This is a genomic window from Saprospiraceae bacterium (assembly GCA_016719615.1).
GTDB lineage: Bacteria > Bacteroidota > Bacteroidia > Chitinophagales > Saprospiraceae > Vicinibacter.
Genome location: JADJYQ010000005.1, coordinates 720393 through 745786, shown reverse-complemented (window position 1 = coordinate 745786; position 25394 = coordinate 720393). Strand labels below are relative to the sequence as shown.

Annotated in this window: 9 protein-coding genes; 8 read left to right on the top strand and 1 reads right to left on the bottom strand. The window is 40.3% G+C overall.

Translation table 11 applies throughout. The features are described from left to right. The first annotated feature begins 49 nt into the window (after positions 1-49). From IPM92_12630 to scpA, 8 genes are all read left to right on the top strand, one after another. Positions 50-1036, top strand: coding sequence for an aldo/keto reductase (locus IPM92_12630; GenBank protein ID MBK9109177.1), 987 nt, complete (start codon positions 50-52; stop codon positions 1034-1036). 32 nt (positions 1037-1068) lie between these two features. Beyond that, positions 1069-2298 carry a T9SS type A sorting domain-containing protein gene (locus IPM92_12625; GenBank protein ID MBK9109176.1) on the top strand — a complete coding sequence of 410 codons (1230 nt, stop codon included), beginning with the start codon at positions 1069-1071 and terminating at the stop codon, positions 2296-2298. 18 nt (positions 2299-2316) lie between these two features. Then, positions 2317-3516, top strand: a complete 1200-nt coding sequence (lhgO, locus tag IPM92_12620; GenBank protein ID MBK9109175.1) for an L-2-hydroxyglutarate oxidase — start codon at positions 2317-2319, stop codon at positions 3514-3516. Between the two features lie 112 nt (positions 3517-3628). Continuing rightward, positions 3629-4135, top strand: coding sequence for an acetyl-CoA carboxylase biotin carboxyl carrier protein subunit (locus tag IPM92_12615; GenBank protein ID MBK9109174.1), 507 nt, complete (start codon positions 3629-3631; stop codon positions 4133-4135). Then, entirely contained in the window at positions 4125-4676 is a 552-nt protein-coding gene (locus IPM92_12610) for a hypothetical protein (GenBank protein MBK9109173.1), read from the top strand. Before IPM92_12615 ends, IPM92_12610 begins: the two co-directional genes overlap by 11 nt. After that, positions 4577-5149, top strand: a complete 573-nt coding sequence (locus IPM92_12605) for a hypothetical protein (GenBank protein ID MBK9109172.1) — start codon at positions 4577-4579, stop codon at positions 5147-5149. The genes IPM92_12610 and IPM92_12605 overlap by 100 nt, the downstream gene beginning before the upstream one ends. Then, on the top strand, positions 5149-6627 hold the full coding sequence (locus IPM92_12600; GenBank protein ID MBK9109171.1) for an acetyl-CoA carboxylase biotin carboxylase subunit: 1479 nt from the start codon (positions 5149-5151) through the stop codon (positions 6625-6627). The genes IPM92_12605 and IPM92_12600 overlap by 1 nt, the downstream gene beginning before the upstream one ends. 9 nt (positions 6628-6636) lie before the next feature. Next, entirely contained in the window at positions 6637-8781 is a 2145-nt protein-coding gene (gene scpA, locus IPM92_12595; GenBank protein ID MBK9109170.1) for a methylmalonyl-CoA mutase, read from the top strand. A gap of 490 nt (positions 8782-9271) precedes the next feature. On the opposite strand, the gene IPM92_12590 is transcribed toward scpA, so the two are convergent. Continuing rightward, on the bottom strand, positions 9272-25381 hold the full coding sequence (locus tag IPM92_12590) for an HYR domain-containing protein (protein MBK9109169.1): 16110 nt from the start codon (positions 25379-25381) through the stop codon (positions 9272-9274). Between the last annotated feature and the right edge of the window lie 13 nt (positions 25382-25394).

Genomic DNA, 25394 nt, shown 5'->3' with positions numbered 1-25394 from the left:
TATCATTGGGAAGACTTAATTTGCAGAATCAAACACAGATTTCTAAACCATGGAATACCGTAAACTTGGAAAATCAGGTCTTCAAATAAGCGCTCTTTCATTTGGTTCGTGGGTCACCTTTGACAGACAGGTAAATGAACTGCTTGCCACTGAATTAATGGCTTATGCTTACGAACAGGGCATCAATTTTTTCGATAATGCTGAAGTGTATGCCAACGGTCATTCTGAAATTATCATGGGTCGGGTTTTAAAAAATTTAAAATGGGATCGCAGCAGTTACCTCATTTCCAGTAAAGCGTACTTCGGACGGGGTGATAAACGTCCGAATATGACCGGATTGAGTCGCAAACATCTTTTCGAAGCCTGCCATGAAGCACTTAGCCGCTTACAACTTGACTATATCGACCTTTTCTTTGCACACAGGCCAGATAAAAAAACGCCTATGGAAGAAGTAGTTTGGACCATGCATCAACTCATCCTCCAGGGCAAAATTTTATATTGGGGAACATCCGAATGGTCTGCTCAGGAAATTATGGAAGCACATATGGTAGCAAGGGAAAATCACCTCATTGCACCTATTGTTGAGCAAGCTCAATACAATATGCTCAATCGGGTAAAGATTGAAGTCGAATTTAATCAGATTTATAATACGGTTGGACTTGGTACGACCATTTGGTCTCCTCTGGCTTCAGGCTTACTTACTGGAAAATATACGGAAAATTCAATTCCTGAAGATTCCAGATTACATTTAGCAGAATACGCCTGGTTAAAAGAGAAAACCCTGACTTCTGAAAATCTTGAAATCATTCGACAGCTCAATGATTTCATCTTAGACAGTGGTATAACTTTGTCTCAATTATCCATCGCATGGTGCTTATTGAATCAACGAGTCAGTTCCGTAATTCTGGGTGCAACAAAATTGAGCCAACTGAAAGAAAATCTCAAATCCTTAGATTTGATTTCTTTTTTCAACGAAGCAAATATTGAAAAATTGGAATCCATTTTGAAGAACAAACCAAAAGCTCCTGTTTATTAAACTTTATCTTCTAATTTTGTAAAAACATTAAAATGCGCATTCAATTTTATACATGGGTTTTCATTGTATTGGCTGCAGCCTCGTCTTCTGCACAATGTGATTATTCAAGAGACCAATTTGGTTTTACTGTTGAAAAAGGAATCTTTTATGGTGTATTGCCCGATTATAGAGGCATCATGGATTCACTTTTTCTCGATTTATATATTCCGGTTGGTTCTTCTGAAATCACGAAACCATTAATAATATGGGCGTTTGGCGGCGGTTTCTTTCAGGGAAAACGGGAAGATTTCGGAACTATCTGCGAAGAAATGGCCAAACGGGGTATCCTTTCAGCAACGATTGACTATAGACTGGGCTTTGATGGACCTGGCTTAGGACTGAACCCGCCTTTTTCATTCGATGCAGCCGAAGTTTTAAGAGCCGGCTATCGAGGTGCTACTGATATGAAAGGTGCTATCCGATTTCTCAAAGCTAAACACGCAGACTATGCAATTGATTTAGATCGCATTTGGCTTGGTGGTGCCAGTGCCGGTTCCATCGTTGCTTTGAATGCAGCATTCTTAAATAAAGAATCCGAAAAACCAAAAGAGGCAGGCTCCATAGGTCCGGTCGGAGCCAAAGCAAGACCTGATTTAGGGCCCATTGAAGGCAGTTTGAACTTGAATGGATATGATGCGCAAGTGCAAGGGGTATTTAATATTTTTGGGGCTTTACTGGACACCAATGCAATAGATGCAACAGACCGAATTGCAGTTTTCTCATATCATCAAACGGGAGATCCGATTGTACCCTGCCTCGCCAATACACCCTATTACCCAATCTCGCTGATCGCACAAAACTACCCTATTGTTTATGGCAGTTGTGTTATTACAGACAGGTTGGATCATTTATCAATCCCAGCCACACATTATGAAACCTGGATTTATCCGGGCACCGAACATGCCGTACATAATCAAAATGCGGTTTTGGATTATATGATTGAGCAGGCTAAACCTTTTTTGTGCAAAAATATAACCGCCAACAAACATGCCGTTAAAGACGAAGTATTTCTCATTCCAAATCCAGCCCATGATTTTATTCAGTTGCAAAATTTAAACGGACAAACACATTTTCAAATAATGGATATTTCTGGAAAAAATTTTGATAAAGGAATCCTTAATCAAAATGCTTCCATTTCTATTCATAATTACCCTCCCGGGTTGTATATCATTGCATTAAAGCAAAATTCATTTTCTAAAATTATAAAATGGATCAAATCATAATTTACAGCTGTATTTTTTATGAAGTATGACATATGCATCATCGGTGCCGGAATCCTTGGTGCATCCACTGCCTATCAATTAATCAAAAAAAAATCAGATTTAAAAATCCTGTTGCTGGAGAAAGAAAATTCAGCATCGTTTCATCAAACAGGCCATAACTCCGGAGTCATCCACTCTGGCATTTATTATAAGCCGGGATCATATAAGGCCCGAAATTGCATCCAAGGTTATCAACTATTGATTGACTTTTGTCTGCAGCATAACATCCCATTTAAAAATATTGGTAAACTAATCGTAGCAAACCACGATTGGGAAATCCCGCAAATGGAATCAATTTATCAGAATGGAGTTAAGAATGGCCTACAAGGTTTGCAAATATTAAATAGTGAGCAAATCAAAGAATTGGAGCCCAACGTTACTGCATTAAAAGCGATACATGTTCCACAAGCTGCAATTATCAATTATAAAACGGTTGTTGAAAAATTATTACTTATTTCGCAACAAAATTTCTTAGATATCCAATATAATAAGACTGTAACCGAGATCAATAATAATATTTCAGATATCAGGATTCACTGTAATGATGGAAGTGAGTATGAAACTTCATTTCTCATCAATTGTTCAGGCTTACAAACAGACCGGATTACTAAACTAGCGGGGATTAAAATACCTTACAAAATTATCCCCTTTAAAGGCAATTATTATAAACTTATCGAATCCAAAAAAGACATTGTACAAAAACTAATTTATCCTGTTCCGGATTCAAGATTTCCTTTTTTGGGAATTCATTATACCCGCTTGATGAATGGAGATCAAACATTGGGACCAAATGCTATATTGGCATTCAATCGGGAAGGATATACTCCGAATTCGTATAATTTTAATGACATTCAAGATATCCTGAACTTTCCGGGATTTTGGAAACTCATCTTCAAGTTTTGGAAAACCGGCCTCAATGAATACAGAAGAAATTATTCTAAGGAATATTTTGCCAAAAAAGCTTCCGAAATGACAAAAGGCATTGTGCCCTCCGATTTACTTTATGCAGGGTCCGGAATCAGAGCCCAGTTGGTTGACCGGAACGGAGCTTTGGTTGAAGATTTTGTAAATATCCGCACAAAAAACATGATCCATATTTGCAATGCTCCTTCTCCTGCTGCTACAGCCGGCCTTGCCATAGGCCAACAAATTTGCGATAGCTACTTTGCTGATTCATAATCTTTAAATTTCAAATAAATACCCATATAATTTAGTTCCTGAATTAAGATTAAAGTCTCATGTAAAGCTTAATTCCTCTTAGGTAGCTTATCTTTGTCGTCCGAATAAAAACATGAAAGAAGATTTAAGTTTTAAGGTTAATGTTGACAAAGAATCCTTTGTTTTCCCATCCGATCAAATGGATCAGAGCCAAATTCATCAACTTGATCATCAACATTTTCAATTGCGCGTTGCCCATTCACATTATAACGCGAAATTAGTATCCTTACAGATAGATAAGGGGATTGTTTGTCTACAAGTAGGAAGAAAAAAGAAAGTCATTCAAATAGAAGAACCATTATCTCGCCTCATACACCAATTGGGTTTTAATAAAAGCAAATCCTTATATGATGATGCACTTCTTGCTCCAATGCCCGGGCTAGTGCTGGATATTCGAGTGCATCCCGGTCAATCCATAAACAAAGGAGATCACCTGATTACATTAGAAGCTATGAAAATGGAAAATATTCTGAGATCACAGCATTCCGGAATAGTCAAGGAAATTAAAATTAAAGTTTCCGAAAAGGTTGAAAAAAATCAAACACTGATCTTATTTGAATTACCGGAAAATGGCATCTAATTTTCATTCTTGGCCCTACCAATCTAAACAAAGCTGGATTGACCAAGTTCTAAAGGATAACCCCCGCACGAATAAAAGCGATTATACTTTTCAGCTTGAAGAAGCTATCATTTCTGATCCATTTCCATTTTTCACAGATCTTTCACCGGATACGAACTTGAATATCAACTCAATTGTTCCTTCAAATTGGAAATGTGGAACATTAATATTTTTGGATGATCTGAATCAATCTGCAATAGAATTACAAAATGCATTGTCAAATGGTATAGAATACATCCCTATTACTATTCTTCACAATTACAATACTCTTCAACTTGAAAAAATATTCGACAATATTCATTTAGATTTCATCCAAATTACCTGGTTATTTCCTGATTATTATGAGAATTATAAAAAAACCTTCGATTTTATTCTAAAAATTCAAACAGCAAACATCGCCTATTGTGTAATACCCGAAATAGTATTACATCGAATGGATTTGATACTTTACAATTTTCAATTCATAATTTATCAGTTAAGTCAATATCGGATTGCCTGTTAATTGCTTTAAATAATATTTCTGAAAATAATTCCCAATTAAAAAATCTACTTTTTAAAGTCTACCTTAATCGCGATTTTTTAAAGAACATTTATTCCTTGCGTGCTTTGCGAATTGTTTTTCAAAACATCAAATTGCTTTTTGATTTAAAAATTGATTTTAAAATTGAAGCAAGAATACCAATGGAATATTTAAGTACTGATCAACACAACAATTTGATCCAACTAAGTACTTTGTCATGTTCTGCTGTATTATCAGGAATGGATTATCTGGTATGTGAGCTTCCAAATATTCCATTGGAGCCCAATGCACTAAAATGGAAAACTGCCTGCTTTCATCTTCAGCAAATACTCAAACAGGAAGCAAAATTAAATGGATTGAAAGATCCATTAGCAGGTTCATACTTCATTGATAGTATGACATTAAAATATGCCCATGAATTATGGAGTTCACTCCAGAAAAAAATAAAAGAATGATTCGCAAATTACTGATTGCAAACAGAGGTGAAATTGCCGTACGCATTATTCGCACTGCAAAAAAAATGGGTATCAAAACAGTAGCTGTTTATAGTGCGGCTGATATAAATGCATTGCATACGCAGTTGGCCGACGAAGCATACTACATCGGGGAATCTGCTTCCAGAGATTCATATTTGAAAATGGACAGAATCGTAGAAGTGGCTCATAAAAGTGGTGCTGATGCCATACATCCAGGTTATGGTTTCTTAAGTGAGAATCCGGAGTTTGCTAAAAAACTGGAAGTAGAAGGAATTTGTTTTGTTGGCCCAACTTCTCAATCTATGCTTCAAATGGGTTCTAAAATAAAGGCCAAACAACTTGCTAGAAAACTAAATGTCCCATTGGTTCCGGGCACTGACGAACCCATAAATGATCTTGACTTGGCAAAAACGATCGCCAACAAAACCGGTTATCCTCTTTTAATTAAGGCCTCAGCAGGCGGTGGTGGAAAAGGCATGCGATTGGTGTCGAATGAATCAGAATTGGAAACACAATTAAAATCTGCTTCCAATGAAGCACTTACATCCTTTGGTGATGGTGCTGTCTTTATTGAAAAACAAATCCTCAGTCCAAGGCATATCGAAATTCAAATCCTCACCGATAAATATGGCAATGGCGTTTACCTTTTTGAACGCGAATGCAGTATCCAAAGAAGACATCAAAAAATCATCGAAGAAGCTCCTTCCTGTTGTCTTGATAATTTGGTTCGGGAAAGAATGGGCAGCGATGCTCTGAAATTAGCATTAGCCTGTGGTTATGTAGGTGCAGGAACTATAGAATTTCTCGTTGATGAAAATCTTCATTATTATTTTCTCGAAATGAACACGCGTTTACAAGTTGAACATCCCGTAACAGAATATATCACAGGCCTCGATTTGGTGCAACTACAAATTGAAATTGCCGAAGGAAAAGCCATTCCATTTAAACAAAGTGATCTTAAAATCAACGGACATAGCATAGAACTTAGAATCTGTGCCGAAGATCCATCAAATTCTTTTCTGCCCAGCACAGGCAAACTCGAAGTTTATAAAATTCCTGAAGCTTATGGAATACGTGTAGACAATGGCTATGCTGAAGGAATGGAAATTCCCATACAATATGATCCCCTCATCGCAAAACTCATCGTACATGGGAAGGATAGGAAAGATGCTATTCACAAACTCAAAGCTGCGATTCTTGAATATTATATTGAAGGAATTGAGACAACTCTCGATTACGGTTCATATGTCCTAAATCATCCGGATTTCGTTTCTGGAAATTTTGACACAAGTTTTGTATCAATTTATATGGATGACTTTTTAAACTCTCTAAATGAAGAAACGCACAACGAAGCTTTTGCATTGATGGGTTTGAAAATTTATTTAGCTGAATTGAATAAAATTAAGACGCCATTAAGCCAATCAAAAAACTGGTATACACAACGCAAAGAATTATAAGCGACTTACATGCTGGATTTAAAAAAAATAAAAAATCATATACTCATAACTGACTTTGGAGAAGGCGATGCTCCGACAGAACTGTATGTAAGCTCAGAATTGATTCCGGTAAAATCCCATGTTTTAAAAGAAGATGTAAACCCAGATCTCAAATATTATGTTTCTGGATTAGTTCCCTTTTTAAGAGGGCCCTATGCGAGTATGTATGTGAACCAACCGTGGACGATCAGACAATACGCCGGTTTTTCAAACGCTAAAGAAAGTAATGCCTTCTATAAAAAAAACCTGGAAGCCGGTCAAAAAGGATTGTCCGTTGCATTTGATCTGGCAACACACAGAGGTTATGATTCAGATCATCCCAGAGTCACAGGAGATGTTGGCAAAGCCGGGGTTGCTATTGACAGCATTGAAGATATGAAAAGTTTATTCGAGGGAATACCCCTGGGACAAATATCAGTATCTATGACTATGAATGGCGCAGTTATTCCCATCATGGCATTTTATATTGCAACAGCCGAAGAGCAAGGCGTCGACATAAGTCAGCTTTCCGGAACCATCCAAAACGATATATTAAAGGAATTCATGGTCCGCAATACTTACATATACCCACCTGAAGCTTCTATGCGGATTGTGGGTGATATTTTCAGTTATTGTGCTCATCGAATGCCAAAATTCAATTGTATTAGCGTTAGTGGCTATCATATGCAGGAAGCAGGTGCCAGTGCAGATATTGAATTGGCTTATACCCTTGCTGACGGATTAGAATATGTAAGAACAGGTTTAGCCGCCGGTTTAAAGATTGACGAATTTGCGCCCAGGATTTCTTTCTTTTGGGGCATTGGTATGAATCTATTTGTTGAGATTGCAAAATTGAGAGCGGCGCGTTTATTGTGGTCTGAAATGATTTCAAAATTTGAACCTAAGAATTTAAAATCATTGGCCTTAAGAACCCATTGTCAGACATCAGGATGGAGTCTGACGGCACAGGATCCTAATAATAATATCACCAGGACTACTATTGAAGCATTGGCTGCAATTTTGGGAGGTACTCAATCTTTGCATACCAATGCACTTGACGAAGCCATCGCACTTCCAACTGATTTTTCTGCTAAAATCGCCAGAGACACTCAATTGTATTTACAAAAAGAAAGTGGATTATGTAAAGTAGTTGATCCATTTGGCGGATCTTCTTATTTGGAATATCTTACTCAGGAGCTTTATCAAAAAGCAAAAGAACTCATAGATGAAATAGAGGCAGAAGGCGGAATGACACAAGCCATCCTGAAAGGATTACCTAAAATGAAAATCGAAACTTCCGCAGCTAAAAAGCAAGCCGGAATTGATTCTGGTAAAGAACAAATTATCGGGGTCAATATTTTTAGATCAGATTCAACGATAGATTTTGAAATTCTGGAAATTGATACAGAAAGTGTAAGAGTTGAGCAAATCAAACGACTCCATGAACTTAAAAAGTCGAGAGACGATATCAAAGTACAGGAGACTTTGTTGCAATTGGAAAATGCAGCCCGAAATAAAGAATATAATATTCTTGAATTAGCAGTTGAAGCCGCAAAAGCACGAGCTACTTTAGGAGAAATCAGTTTAACTTTAGAAAAAGTTTTTGACCGTTACACTGCGGATTCGAAAATGATAACAGGAGTGTATGTGAAAAATTTTACAAATACAGACAGTATCCAAAAGGTACGCGCACTTGCCAATTTGTTTTCAAATCTCGACGGCAGAAGACCTCGCATTTTTGTAACCAAACTCGGACAAGATGGTCATGACAGGGGTGCAAGAATTATTGCAACCGGATTTGCAGATTTGGGATTTGATGTGGATATCGGACCCCTGTTCCAAACTCCCGCGGAAGCTGTGAAACAGGCTCTCGATAACGATGTTCATATTATTGGCATTTCTTCACTGGCTGCCGGACACAAAACACTGGTTCCTGAATTAATGGAAATCCTCCGATCAAAAAATGCATCAGACATATTAGTGATTGTGGGTGGAGTAATCCCTGAAAAAGATTTTCCTTTTTTGTTGAATTCCGGAGTTGCAGCCGTATTTGGTCCCGGGACACCCGTTCCGGATGCAGCAGAAAAAGTATTAAAATTGTTGCTGCAAAAATTCTATCCTGAAGCTTTAGCTTAATAGAATTGATTTCACCACTGGAATTTGACCCATTTTAGTTTCTAAATTGAATTTATCTGCTCTTAGCACCGGCTAAGGTCAAACCAATCATTTTCTTTGATCTGTGGTTCTGAGCTTGCTCCATTTCTCCTATTTTTGACTACTTCCATTTAGCCTCTTGCCTAAACCTCAATTCAAGTTTGTCGCTGTTTCAAGCCCACAAAACATTCCAGAAGGGTCATTTGCCTTCATAGTGAGTACCAAAATGGTTTAAAAGGCAGAACCCCCGCAAGAAATTTTTAGTCGAAGTGATTTAAAATTTCCTGGAGCCAAGACATTTCAAGATGAATGTATTTAAAGCGGTTTGATCGTGTAATAGATATCTATTGCTAATTCTGACATCTGATAGTTTCAAAATCCACAAATAATTCGCTAAGGGTTCTATATAAAATACGAAAGCCTCCCCAAACGGGAAGGCTTTCGCTTTTATTTTATTGGATAAGCCTAAAGCTTATTTCAATTTCGTCATTCTCTTCGTAGCTGTATGATCAGCTGCATCTAATTGATAATACAATACTCCATTTGCATCGATATCATCTCTTGTCAAGCGAATTGAATTCAATCCTTTCACTCCCTGGATGTCATAAACTCTGATCACTTTACCGGTTACATCGTAAATGGAAAGTAATGCAGGCGCAGCAGTAGGTAATCTGAAGTTGATCACAGTTTCCACATCAAATGGATTTGGTGAATTCTGATACAATTCAAATACTCCGCTTTCAACAACACCGTCGTCTGTACGGATTCCTAAATCAACACCTTTATCTTCCAATAAAGAGTTGTATGCTTCAGCATAAGTCACATCGCTTGTAATCGCCAACAATTCGTTGATGCTCGCATTCTTTAAGGCTTTGAAGCTTATTGTAAATAATACTTCATCTGCATTAAAGCTTTGCGCTTGTCTGTTATTCCAGCTTGTTGTGATCTTACCTGCATCTACAAATGACAATCCGAAGTTTGTTTCATCCAATTCAAGAACACCAGATTCGAATTTCTCAAAGAACATTGCTGAATTATCAAAATTCAATGTGAACTGATAACCGATAATGTCTGTGAAGTTGCTTGATTTGAACGCGACTGTATAAGTCTCGCCAGCAACTAACTCACCTGATTCGATCTCAAGATGTAATTGCTCATTTGTTCTGCTTGTAGAGCTTGTCACATTATGTGCTATTGCATTTCCTGTAACATCACCCAATTTAACTGCAACAAAATCTTCGTTATGCGTCGATGCATCCACCATTGAAATTGTTTTCTCACGTGGAGCACTATATGGCACAGCTGGATTCGGGAATACATAATCTTTAGGTACAAATGTCCATGACTGAACTTTTGTAAACTCAGAGTTTACACCCAAAATTAACTTCCTGATTTCAGTTACATCTGATGCAGTGATTGAAGCACTTGCATTTACATCCGCAGCTATTAGCTTATAAGGCGTATTAAGATATTCAATACCTAGAATATGTCTTTGAATCTTCACGATATCTGCAGTAGATACTCCATTGACATGGTTATCGTTACGCAATGGTCTTACCATATATTCCATTGTAGGACCATGAGTCAAATCACCAAACATGAAGTGTCCATCTTTCTTAGTAACAACTTCACGCATCATTTGCGCACCGATATACATTTGAACATTTGCAGATTCGGTTTCGTCACCTTTTTCAGTAACAAGATTACCAGTGATTCTTCCTTTCTGTAAACCATCAGGACAGATATCTTGATTGTCCTGAACGATAACTACTGTTCTGCAATAGTCTGTATTTCCTTCTTCGTCTTCAACCCACATTTGTACATCAACTACTAATTCATCATTAGCACCTGCTGCTACGAAATCTGAACAACAGATGGTAATTCCAGTCTTTGTATCATCTCCGTCGAAGTAGAATAATAAGTCTTCTGCATCTGTGCAATTGTCAAAGCTTCCTCTGTCAAGGTCTTTAGCCCAAATTGTAACACAACCACTAGATGGCATTGGTACAGTTATTACACCTGTCAAACAGTATGGAGTTGGAGCTTTGCAGTCCTTCACTTCGAACAACTGACAAGTAATACCAACATTTCCACAACCGTCTTCAACGTGCCAGCAAATATTGTGTATACCTACTGGGTAAGTACCACTTGCACTGAATGGATCATTTTCATTGTCTGCATAAGGATTATCATGGAACAATGGTGTACGACCAGCAGCGAATTCTTTACGAGTTAATGGACCTACAACGGCATCTTTACCGGAATAAGCACCTTTTCCATCGTTAAAGAAATCGATCTTATACTCATAGAATAACCAATCTAATGGGCTACAGTTATCTGTTGCATCAGCAGTGATGTTCAAATGTCCGTAGCAAATTCCATTTGTTTTGACAGCTGGTTCGCAATCACCTACAGTAATTGTTACAACAGGTTTATCTGTATCTGTTACTTTGATGATTTGTAAGTACTCCCATCTTCCGTTAATTGGATCTAAACTTGGATCGTACTGACACCAGTCAATAACAACCCAGGTACGAAGAACCTTGAAGCATGCATCTGGCTCAATAGTGAATACTTCATCAAAATGTTCAATACTTATCAATGAACAAAGATCATCAGCTCCGTTTTCAACAACTGGTCTTCCTAATAATGGATTGTCTGGACTTAAGTCTGCACCACAACCAGCGATGGTTGTAGCCTGACCTGTACAGTTACCTGGCCAGGTAATATCATCATCAGAATCGCAATTGTCTGCACGGTTGATATAGAATGGATCACAGTCAACAACCCAGATGGTCTGAGTAGCTGTTACGCTGATACCATTTGGTCCACGTGCTACAACAGTTCTTGTTAATTGTCCCTGACCACATTCGCGATTATCATTTACACTAATTGTTGGATTGTTTCCGCAATTGCTAAGAACATATCCATCAAATCCCCAAGTCAATTCATATTTTCTATCAGCGTGAGCTGTATCAAATAATGAACGGTAGTATTCACAAGCTCTATTCCATGCCGGTGGATTTGAAGGCGGTGCACCAGGTACGAATCCTGGGTAACCAGTAATATCATTTCTTACGCAATAGTTATAACATACTAAGTCAGTAGTCACGACTTTCTTTCTATCTCCAAGGTCAGTTACTACTCTACCGAATGTAGGATCTGTTGGATCGTCGAGTTTATCAACATCAAACCAGAACCAGCAGCTCACTACAATATTTGGTGGTGCTACAACTGTAGGTACTCCTTTATCCTGAACTTCAATCTCAACCATACAATCGTTGAATTTACCAAACAAGTTACCGTTTTGGTTCATTCTTGAAGGTGCGATCGGACCTGCTCCCGGATCAACATCAAATACTCTCATCACAACCATAATGCTTTGGTTCACATCTGAACAACAGAATTTAACATGGTCGTCGAAGTAGATTTGATTTCCATCAAGAACAGCATTGTCATCACCATTGATACCGGCACAGTTTGTACCATTATCAGCCTGATTTGCATTACTTCCGTTATTGGTTCCACGCAAATGCTCCATGCGAATTGCCTTGAAGAAGATGTGTGGTTTACAATTGTCGAATGAACCATCATTGATGTCTTCAGCGAAGATCTTACCATAGTTTTCACCAGGTGATTGATTTCCACTGATACCTACAACGATGTTGCGATCACATACTGCTGTTGGAGGTGTATTGTCAATAACATTGACTTTAACAACTTTCTCAGTTTTGTTACCACAAGCATCTTCGGCAGTAATTAAAACTGGCCAGATACCTAATTTCATATTGATAACAATCCAGCTTCCATCAGCTTGTTGAATAGAAGTACCAGTCCAAGTCCTTACTGTATATCGAACAGAATCTGCGCAGTTGTCTGTGATCCATGGAGAAGGTACTTCCCATGTTCCATCGCAATTCCAAGGTCCTGTTCCTACTACAACTGTATCTGGATAAAGAACTTTTGGTCCTTCCTGATCAAGTACTTTAATAACCTGTATCCACTCAACCGGATTGATACCAGCAGCTGGTGGTAAACACATATTGCGAACTTTCCAGTAACGAAGGATTTCATAACCGTTTTCACAGATATCATATACTTCATCATCGTAGCGGATGGATAAGTTACAATTCTTATTGTTTTCTGTTAAAGCAATTCCGTCTAAACTTGGAGCACCGGTTCCATGCCACATCACTACGTCATTTGGTCCCCAGCATGCTCTTGCAGTTCTCCAGTTTGGATGCTCATCGTAATAGATAGGTGTAGGTGATGGATGTCCATTATTTACACCTCCGTCAATACAATTCCATCCCAAAGTTTTTGGTAATCTATCTCCACTGAGGTCGCGTGCAAAAGGATCAACAATAGATGGGTCACCACCTGTTGCATACCAATATGCGCTATCCAGTAAATATCCATCCACACAATAAGGCTGTGGAATGATATGCGGAGTTACGTCTTTATTATAAATCTTCGCATCACAGCTCAAAGCTGGAAGATCAAGATTGTCATAATTTCTTGGCCACCTGATTTCAGCAAGATCGAATCCTTTCACCCAAATCGTTTGTGTACACTGTGAACTATTACCCAATTCATTGGTCACCGTAAATGTTCTGTGAATAATGAATACATATGGGAAATCACAATCTTTTGCTTTCTGGATGGTATCATCGTAATGTACATCATAATATATGATACAGCTTGTAATTGCAGGATATCCTAATGCATCAGGATCCAATTGAGAATTACAACTTACTGTAAGATTTGGTGGACAATTGATTCTAGGAGTAGCCTTGTATTCAACAAACACTTTACTCCAGCACTTATTACCAGTCACAGGATCGATCACCGTTACTTTAAAGTATCTGCCGATATCTGCAATGGTAAATATAGTACTGTGTGTTTGGCCTGTAATCCAATCTTGAACGATCAATGTGAATTTGTCTTTACATCCATATTTCACACCTGCCAACAATTCATCTGCAGTAATCTCACCTCTACAATCTGGTCCTAAAGAGAAGTTAATTTCATCCACACAAGCCAGATCGTTTCCACCTGGAGTTGCTTCAATTACTGAAATGGTCCACATACACATCGTGCTGTTGCCGGCTTTATCCGTAGCAGTAGCAACGATCTTATGATCTCCAATACCCAATTGAGTATTCAATGGTGGATTTACATCTATTCTTACAGAATCACAATTGTCATCAGCCCATAATGCAGGATTGATTTCAAGGAATGCAAAGCAATCACCACCTGGCAGATTAATAGAGTAATCTTTCGGGCAGTTAGTGAATACAGGAGCCTGATTATCTCTGATCGTCACACTGAATTCGCAAGAACCAGTATTTCCAGACATGTCAGTCAATGTATATACTACGCGGGTTGTTCCAACACCGAAGAATTGAGTAGTTTTTGTTCCACCTGCAACTCTACCGCCTGTAGGGACCACATGAAGTGGGCAACCAGGAACTGGAATTGGAATGTATTCTACATCTACTGTACCCATGCAACAATTATCCATAACCGTTGGGTGGATCCACATAAAGTTTGCACCGCACTGATCAAGGTCATTGTTGAAAGTAGTATCTCTTTGAGCATAAGCTCTTTGAGAAATTACTGTTAAGCCCCAGCTATTCAAAGTCAATGTAGAAGGTGCTGCAGAATTGTTTTCGATTTCAAGTCTCCAGGTACCTGCTGCAGATTTTGGACATAAAGCTGCAAGTGGCTGCTCAGGCATATAGTTATTACCTGATGCCAAGTTTGCACAAACCGCATTGCGAACTTTTGTCAAATCTAAATCCGAAATACGAGCAGATATGAAATTGGTGAAACCATTACAAGTACCATCATCCCATAATTTGATTCTTGTTCCATCTGGATGAATCAAAGTACCTTCTGTATTGGCAAAGTTGGTAACACTCAAATTTATATTTCTAACCCATACGTCAATGATCTTAGTAGTAGGAGTCACTGGAACATTCAAAGTGAACAGGTAACAACCTGGTCCGCTAAATGTACCCGTATTACCGTTAGGCAACAAGGTGTCATTTGTAGCACACATTGGAGTTTCAAGATCGCTTACTCTTACGTTAAAGCAGCAAGTATCTTTTTGTGCAGCAATCGTTTGAAGAGAAGTTGTCAAACCGTTGGTTGGGAATACATATTGCTGCAATATTGGATTCATTCTACCAATTGACGCAGGATCACATGCCTCAGCAAGTCTCCAGTCATCAGCTATATTGCGATCAAAGATGCAATATCTGTAATAAGATCCTCTATTGGCATTTGTTGCACTTGTTCCACTCCAGCCGGCAGCTGTCATTGGAGGCGTACCTAATCCAACGATATTAAATCCATTGGTAGTTACCGCGTCTACATTTCTCAAACCTAAATGGTTCAATATATATCCGCGTGGCGTACCAATAGTAGCTTCTGACATGTTCATATTAAAGAAGAACTGAGCTGGATTATCAGGGAAACCTGGAACAGCAGCACCAACATGTAATGTCAATACGCCACCAGCACCGAGAATTGGACCAGGCATGTTAGGTAAAGTATAAGTACCTATCAAAGTTCTACCTTCAAATATTTGAAGCGATAAACAACTTACATCAATGGATGATGGACCAAAGTTGGTAATTTCAATATAATCACCATTCACATCAGCAGCTGAAATAAATGCAGGAACCGGGCTAGTTGGACCAACGAGTGTTCCGCCTAATTGCTGAGTTACTTCAGTGATTAACAGGATTGGTTGATCTTGTACTGTATAACATACTTTGTTCAAACCTTTAGGGAAGTTGCTTCCGCTAGCATCTCTGATTCCTTTCTTCAAGGTATCACCTGCTTCATTAGTGATGGCATAAAGTACTGCTGTATGAGGACAAACATCTGTAACAGAAGTTGGAGCCAAGCCCTGAACATTATTGGTTCCGCATACACCAGGAGTATTCACTAAGTCGAGATCACCTGGACAAGTGATAACAGGTACATCCCAGTAGTCATTTACAACCACTTTGATGGTACAAGTATCTCTATTGTTACAAAGATCTCTTGCTTCATATTTAAGAACAGTCGTTCCAACTGGGAATCTGTATTGTGTTGGATTCGGACCATAAATCTGAGTAATTACGATACTGTCAGCTTGCGTACAATTATCTGTAGCAACTAGCTTAGGTACAGTTACATAAGCATCACAATGATCAGCTTCTGCATTTTGTACAATTGGAGGAGGACAGTTCAAGAATCTTGGTCTTTCATTATCAATAATGCTGAACCTACCCACATCACTGCTTACATTTCCACAATCATCAATTGCGAAGAAAGTAACATCAATGAATCGGGTATTACTACAACCCCGCACCCAATTGTTTACGTCATAATTATTGCTGTAATTGATTACATCACTACATTCATCTGTAGTATTAAAATAAGCCCTTCTATTCAACCAGCTTATTAATTCATCATCATTATTACCAGATAAGTTTCCACAACTCATCGTAGTATCTCTTGCAAATGCAATGATTGTAGGAGGTCTAGTATCTCTGATGATAAATGAAGCTTCTCTTGAAGATGAATTACCTGAACAATCAATCGCAGTAAATCTGTATACGACACTATCCGTATTGCTGCAACGATCGTATTCGCGAACGAGATCATGCTCAAAGCGAACGGTTCCATTACAAGGATCTCCAAGGATTGTTCCTCTACCGTTAATCGCTAACCAAGCGTTCAATTGTGCAATGTTTCCACGGCTATCGCATTCAACAATTTCGTTGGCAGGGTTTGCAACCCATACCGGAGGCGTTGTATCGCGAACAATGAATTTAGCTATTGAAGCATTTGAAATATTTCCGCAAGAATCCAAAGCATTGAACATGTAAGTCAAAATGCGATTTTGTCCGCAAGTAACTTCAGTACGCATCAAAGTTGTATCCCAAACGAAAATACCATCTGTCAAACGATTGATATCGTTTTGTAATGGAAGTGTATTAAGTCTATCTAAAATATTCCATTTAAGATTTCTAGCATTCGGTTGTGGTGAATGGAAGCCTGAAGCTGTCATACCACCAAACATAACTACGCCACTACCCCATAAGGATTGAGCAAATACAGGTCTGGTTGCACCACCAACCTCGCGAATCATAACTGTCATTGTCGGAGGACCTACAATTGCATGTCCAAAGAAATTACCAGTATAATTAGCTCCAGTCGGTTGATAAGGTCCAGCCAATATTGCACCTGATGCTGTGACACTTGGTACCCAAGTACCGGCAGGAGGATTACCTGGTGTATACAATATCTGTACTCCACCAAATCCAAGAGAAATATTACCGCCCACATTTGGAGCAGCATTCAGTAATAGTCTACCACCACAAGCTACCCATCCTTCAATTAAAGTACGGTTATTGTTGACAAAAGTATTAAATGCACTTGCTTCACCATCGCCACCATCCAAATAAATGAATCTGTAATTCTGTGAGAAGATCGTAGCAGCAGGAGCATTGAAGTTAAATTGATCCCAATTACCTGCTCCAAAGATTTGATTCATTGAAGTTGTATAATCATCATATCCGGGACCACCACCCCAAGGCAATGAAGTTCCTGTTACAAAAGCAGCACGAGCGCCAGCGACAGGTCCACAACTTACGCCGCTGCAGAGATCCGTTGCACGAGCACCACCATGATTAGCAATCCAAATTTCAAAATCTCTTGTGTTTCCTTGACCATCACATTCAACTGTAGTGTCCTTAGCAGCTGAAGTGATTTCAGGTTGCGTGCGATCAACAACAGTTACACTAGCTTGAGCTGAAGAGCTGTTTCCGCAAGCATCAATAGCCCAGAAAGTAACAAGAGCTGATCCAGTATTGCGATTGCAACCGCCTGTCAAACCATTGAAGTTATTGATATAACTAACTGAAGTGAAACATGAGTCTAAAGCAATTCCATCTCCGTTGGTACGTAACCAACCGGATACCTGAGAATAAGGATCAGTAGTGTTGTCGCATTCAAATGTAGCGTTCACCGGACGTACGTTCCAAATTGGAGGAGTTTGGTCCCGAACCTGTAATGTAAATGTGAAACTGCTTGAATTTCCGCAACGGTCTCTTACTGTAAAGGTCACAGGCACCGCAGCACCGCAATAATCATTGATAAGACCGTTAAAATTATTCGACCATAACAAATAAGGAGATCCATCACAAGCATCGGTAGCAGTAGCACCTGCGTGAGAATCTATCCACTGATAAACTCTTGCATAAACGTCATTTCCGCATTCAACTACGAGATTACCACCACCTGTAACAACTGGAGCAGTTATATCTCTTACGGTATAGTTTGCATAACCAACTCTAGTATTTCCGCAAGCATCGGTAGCAGTAAATTGGAACACATAAGTTCCAGTTCCAGGACTACATGAAGATTGTCTGTCAAATACTCTGCTGGTTACAGTCACTGCGCCGCAATTGTCTGTTGCCGTAGCACCGGCAGCCCATGCCGCCATTGATGGGGACAAGGTTGCCTGACAATCAACTGTAAGATTCGCAGGTACATTTAATACCGGACGAATCGTATCTGTATAAATATTTAATGTATAAGAATTGTTACAACCATTTGGATCATCCACGATATAAGTAACTGCGTAGATTCCACAAGCAGGAGCAACGAAAGTTCCATTTCCACCATTACCCGGATTGGTTACACCGGCACCAGTAAAGGTTCCACCCGGAGTTACAGGAGTCAAAGTAACTGCCTGACCCACGCATGGATTAACAGGTGAAATAGTGAACGAAGCATTCAATAATGTTCCATCGCGGATAACAATAAGCTCACAAGTCTGCTCAGTGCAAACAATTAGTGGATTACCTGGAGTAGCAGGATTTGGACCCGTAGATGGGCCACAAGCTGCTGTGGTAATATTCTCTGTCATGCACAACTGGAAGTTTAATCCACCAGGAGGCACCGGACCATTAATTGTAAATGCACCAGTTGCAGTATTCAATGTTATCTGTGGCAATACAGCAGGATTGGTTCCCCATGATCTGGTTACTGTTCCAGCAGCATCATAACTTGGACTGTTTACCAAAGGTGTAAATGTTGTCACCGGATCATTAGCTGACCAACAAATTTCATTTTGTACGCTGAAATTAGGTGTTGGTTGCTCAGAGATTTGCAAGCAAGCAGAACCTTGAGCGAAACAGTCACCACCAGTAGCACCTGGTACAGTTGCTACTGTATAGGTAAAGCAATAACAACCCGCTTGGGTATAAACCAAATTATTACCCATGATTTGCGCACCTGCCGGAGGTGTATTTGAAAATGTCCAAGTTCCACCAGGGCTGGTTGCAGTACTTGCAAACAACACTGATAATGGAATAACTCCTCCTGGTTCAACAAGACATGGCAATTGTTTATTAGCCAATGTTGCATTCGCAAGTGGAGCAACAACGATATTTCTAGAAAGTACGTTTGTACATCCGTCAGGACTGTTTACAGTATAGGTTACTACATGAGTACCTACACCAGCAATTGAAGGACAGAATAGATAATTTGGATGTGCGCCATTTATGACTACACCCTGTCCTGTAAACACACCACCTGGAGTACCTGTAACCAATGCCGTTAAGTTCACACAAGCTGCATCTACGCAAATAGGTCCGAAACCGGTCCAGTTTGGTGAAGAAGCAGTAGTTGTATTGGTTACGGTAATGGTCTGACAATACTCTTTGCGGCATTCAACGAATGAGCAATTTGCATTGTCGTAATGCTCTTGCATACAAATTGTAGCAGTACCTGCACCAATGATCGTCACTAATCCTCCTGCAGAAACTGTTGCAACAGCTGCATTGCTGGTGCTAAATGCACGAAGGAAGAAAGTGGTCTGAGGATGAGGAAGCGTGCTTTCAAGATAAGTAGGCACTATGTTATAAGAAATCGTTGGAACGCCTGGCGCCCAGCATATTTCATTAGGTAAAGTAAATTTCGGTGTTGGCTCTTCACCAACTGTTAAACGATATTGCATGGTTGATACACAACCTGGAGTAGCTCCGGGCCATGCTTGAACTGTATATTGAACAACATAACAACCTGGATCTGTATAAATCAAAGTATTTACTCCGTTGATAGCTCCGGTAATACCACCACCCAATGCATTTGCAGGGCTAGATACCATAGACCAAGTACCACCTCTTGTAGCCGCTGGGCAAAGGAAGGTTTCGAGGTCAAAAGTACCCATGGTATAATAGGACTCAATATTTACTGGAATAAAGAATTCACTTGCATTTGCAAATCCGCCATAAGTAACAGCAGATCCCAATCTCCTTGTTCCACAAGCTAAAGTGAAGTCATTCTCTGGACAGATTGCATTAACGGGTGCATATACCTCAACATTATGAGACATCACTGCTGTACAACCAGCTCCGTTCTGAACTGTGTAAGTGATCACATGTACACCGGGACCTGCAGCTCCAGGACAGAATTGGTAGTTTGGATGTGCTCCAAAAACAGAAACTCCTGTTCCTGTAAACACACCACCTGTATTTCCTGTGATCAATACATCTAAATCAATACAAGGATCTGTAGTACAGAATTGGTAAGGATTTGGACGCGTCCAGCTTGGATTAACTTCTACGTTGGTTTGTGTAATTGAAAGCAATTCACAATAAGTTCTTGTGCAGAAGCTGGAAGCCCCAGCAGCTCCACAAGCCGCATAATTCAAAGTTTCCGTTAAGCAAATATTGAACACACCTCCACCATGTATAATGATAGTAGGCTCTTGAATATTATTTAAATTAAATGTTGGCACTGGACCAGCTCCTGATTGAAGCGTGGCAGTCCATGCATATACTCTTGAAGACGTTCCGTTTCCGTAAGTTTCTCCTGTATAATTAGTAGGAAGCGTCAAAGAAGCGTCTATACCATCCCAACAAGCTTCCTCCGCCATATCAAAACGCGTTTGAGGTTCTTCTCCAAGATTAATGAATATATCATCTACAGCTTCACCACAACCTCCAATTGCACCAGGATATGCTGCTGGAACAGTATATCTGAGCTGATGACAGCCAGGGCCAGCTACTAAAATTTCATTTCTAACTGTTGAAGCACCTGAAATTACACTCCAAGTACCACCTCGAGTCGTAGCATTGTTTAGATACAATTGATTCAGATCAAAATAAACAAACGGTCCAAATCCAAAATCAAAATCAAAGCAACCTAATGATCTATCTGAAACCAAGCTTGCATTTCTAACTTCATGTACTTCGATCAGCTGACAAGAGTATTTCATGCAAGATGCTTCTCCAGTCATAACGCAAATCAGGTGATAACCAGGACCTGCGACTGATGGATTAAATGTTCCGTTAGGATCATCACCAGTTCCGTCTGTAACACCTGGACCTGACCAGAAAACTTCTGCAACTCCGTCTGGAGAGCCTTCGTCAACTGAATTATCTGGGTTGTTGAGCGTCAATGTGATATCAGTTACATCTTCACAGGTATTCTGTGGAAGTGTGAATGATGGGTCACTAGCTGCATAAACCACAATTTCTAAAGTATCAACATCAGTACAGGTGACTGGTTCTTCAACTTCTAAAGTATAAATCGCATAATGCGTTCCTTCACCAGCTGTTGCCGGATTGAAATCTGCCGTAAGACCATTTCCATGATCTGTTACACCAGGACCGGTCCAAACGCCTAATACACCACAAACTTGCGCATCGCCATTATTTCTTAAAGTATAATCCACATTATCATTTGCACAATATAATTGTGGGCCAATGATATCAATATGTGGTTTCTGACTGATTTCTATAATTCCGGTACAAACGATGTCATCTGGACAGCTTTCTACGCGGTATTCGTATTCTATAGCACCGCAACCGCCGTTGTAAACAACTCCGGTTACCATATCGCCTACTACTACGTTAAAGGCTGGATTATTTGCGGTTATTCTTACAAGGCCATTTCCAGATTGAACGCCAGGATTTGTAATTCCTGATGTAACACCACCAATATATGATGAGCCACCACCACCGCTGGCACCCCAACCAGAACCATGGTCAGTAGTTGATGTTCCTCCACCACCGCCATAAAATCCACCACCACCACCACCGCAGCCGTGAGCTGCAACATTTGTACTTCCATTACCACCTAATCCTAAAGATCCATGTGTAGCACCTCTGGTAAGTAACCCCGCTAATCCTCCGGATGCTTGGGTTCCTCCACCTCCACCAATTGAATTGATATAATTACCACCCGGATCTCCGGTAAGGCCACCGCCATTTCCTCCATTTGAGTTACATGCGGCACCACCACCACCACCGGCTACTATTACTCGATCACCTAATGTATTGCCTCCAACTCTTATATCGGAAGCACCTCCACCTCCACCGCCGTTTGCTACCTGAGGGAAATTATCAAAACCACCATTTCCACCACCGTTAAATCCACCCGGGCTATTCATGTCAGTTACATCATCACCTACTCCTTGACCACCTACGTAAATATTTAATACCTGACCGGGTGTTACAGCAAGGGTTCCAGAAGCATATCCTCCTAAACCACCTGTTCCGCAGAATCCAAACCAACTTCCAGCTCCACCTTGAGCACCCCAGGCTTCGATATTCACCTGAGTGACTCCGGCTGGAACAACCCAAGATTGAACTCCACCTGTATGATTAAATGTTTCTTCAACACCACCTATAATGCCAGTTACTGTAAACTTCCCACCCATTGGGGCGTTTGTTGTCAATAAATCTGCAAAAGATATGGTTGCACCCGGCTCCAAACAAGCAGCATAAGACTGCAAAGTGCAAGAACCCGGTACGTGATTGTCTATTTCTATTATGGTGCAATAAATTTGTTCGCAACGTTGGTCACCAACACTTGCACAAACAGTATAACTACCCGGACCAGGGAATCCATCGCCATCCGAATCGTTAGGAGTGAATGTACCTGTAGTACCGTTATCATCAACTCCACCGCCAAACCATCTGACATTGTCAGCAGTCAACGGGTTTCCGGATAAGTCGTTAGGATCTATTAAACTTAAAACCAATGGCCAGGTATCTGTTTCGCAAAGCACACCGGGATTTCTGATTCCTGCAACACTCGATTGAGGAGCAGCTGCCTGGAAGATGCGAATTACTCTGCCATCTTGAATTGTTTGGCAAATACCTGTTGGGTCAACAATTCTTAATAAAATTCCATATTCACCAGCTGGTACTTGCGTGTTTAAAACCGGATGGCTAAATCCTGTTAAAGGCCCAGTAATAGGTGCTCCACCAATTAAATCATCTGGATTTGGACCAGGACCTACTACGACATCCATAGTAACCACGTAGTCACTACAACCATTCAATAAGAAATACCTTTGGAAAAATGGCTCATCTTGACAATAATCAGTAGCCACATCCCAACCTATTCTTGGACATTCCCTAATGGTAATATTTATGACATCAGTAACTGTAGCACCGCTACAATCATTATAAGTATATGTTATTGTTGACACTCCGCAACCACCGTCATATCTGGCAGCATGAGAGTTGCCCGGGCCCGGAGGCGGAAGTAAATTTAAAGCTAAACCCGGAGTGTTGGAAATCGTCCAAACACCACCTTCAGGAGCTGAGCCTAATAATAAGGTTTCAAGATCCAAAAGTTGATCAGGACACCAGCAAATTCCGAAATCATTGATTAAGAAAGGAGCTGCAAAAGATTGCTCTACCTGGATGACGCGGGTCAATTCCACATGGCAATCAGCATCTCCTACTGTATATGTTACTGCGTAAGCACCGGGAGCCGGTGGATTGAAAATTCCACCACCTGCAGAACATCTGCCGGCTGTGAGCTGATCACCACTCCACTCGCCGCAATCAACACCCGTGATAAATGCACATAAATCTAAAGGCAAATCTGTCATACAAACCGGACCAGGATTGGTCCAATGTGCATCCATCGGATTCGCGCGGATAAATACATTGCAATTAGCTAAAATGCCACTTACGTTTCCGCTGCAATCTTCAGCCCAAACGGGAATTGGCTGAATGCCCAATTCTGTACAATCGAAAGTAGCCAGATCATTGTGCTCAATCGGATCGGGATCGCAATTGTCAGTCGCAACCGCATTATCATCAAACCAATCTGCTGGAACTGTCGCAAATGTATATTGGCAGGTCACCGGATCGATGGCCATATTAAAAGTATCCATTGGAATCGGACATGTTACAGCATCAGGTGCCATAAGGTCCTGGATAGAAATGACATCTGGACAAGTAAGAACTACAGGTCCGTTGCCATTACAATCTGTATAAGTAAATACCACATCAAACATTGCGATAGGAGGACAAGTAAGTCCACTTGCATCAAATGGTCCTGGAGGTGGTGTTTGTATAATATCTGTTGGGTCGATTATTGGATCGCAGTTGTCAGCGAACAGTGAGCTATTTCTGAAATCCGGAATCGTAACCATACAATCGGCATCAGCTGTTAATAAAACTGGAGCCGGACAATTCGCAGGTTGAGCAACTGGCAGTGTATTGTCGGTAATTGTTATTGTAAATGTACAGCAGTTTGCAGGAACAGTAGGACTTGCTCCGCCTGGATTCAATGGACCATTTCCAAAACAATCCTGCGCACAGATGCGGATAACAAGGGTCCTTAAAGAAGGACAACCGGCTCCGGTTACTGTTGGGAAAGTATTGTTTGGAGCTATAATTGGAGCGATCACTCTTTGGCTATAAGTAAACCCTGGTCCACCACAAATATCCATTGAAGTGATCAAAGGTCTGAAATCTTCCACTGTATATTGACAAGCAGCGTTCCAGTTGCGGCTTTGGTTGGCCACGCATGTTGGAACAGGAGCTGTAAGATCGCGTAAAGTCACATTAATTGTACCTATATTAGATAAGTTACCGCAAGCATCTGTTGTTCGGTAAGTCACCGGTTGGACACTCGGACTGGTAGGACATACCAAAGTAAGAGGAGCACCCGTAATTGTGATGTTTGCCAATAAGGTTGCATCATCAGTACAGTTGTCATCTACAACTCCATTGCCCAAAGATGCCCGGATCATCGCCTCAGTGACCTGGCAACCAGCAATGACATCGAAGGTCCTGCTGATAGGATTATCGACGGTTGGAGGAATGTTATCTTCGATTCTAAAGATATCTATTCCGACGATGGAACATAATATATTATCTGCGGGATCAAGCGGATCACCTAGATAAAAATATACCGCAGCAATCTGCACCGTGATATCTGCATCCGAACACGTAGAAGTACGTGGCAAATTCAGCAAAGTCCCGGCAAGCGGAGCCTGTTCCACAGTGATTAAAACCCAGTCAGGGCCGTTCGCGGTTGCAGTCCATCTTGGTAAAAGATCTGGAACTACTGCATTGCAGGCTCCATTAAGTCCACCCAAAAATGGGAAAGGTCCGACAGGTCCAGTTAAGGTACCAGCGGGCCCGGGAGCACCAGCGGGACAAGCTGGGATCTGAGCGTGGCTCATCGTAGCCAGACCAACGGAAAGCAACAGCGCTAGTAGCCATCCAAAAGACCGGAATTGGAATGTAGAATCGTTTTTCATGAGATTAGGTTTA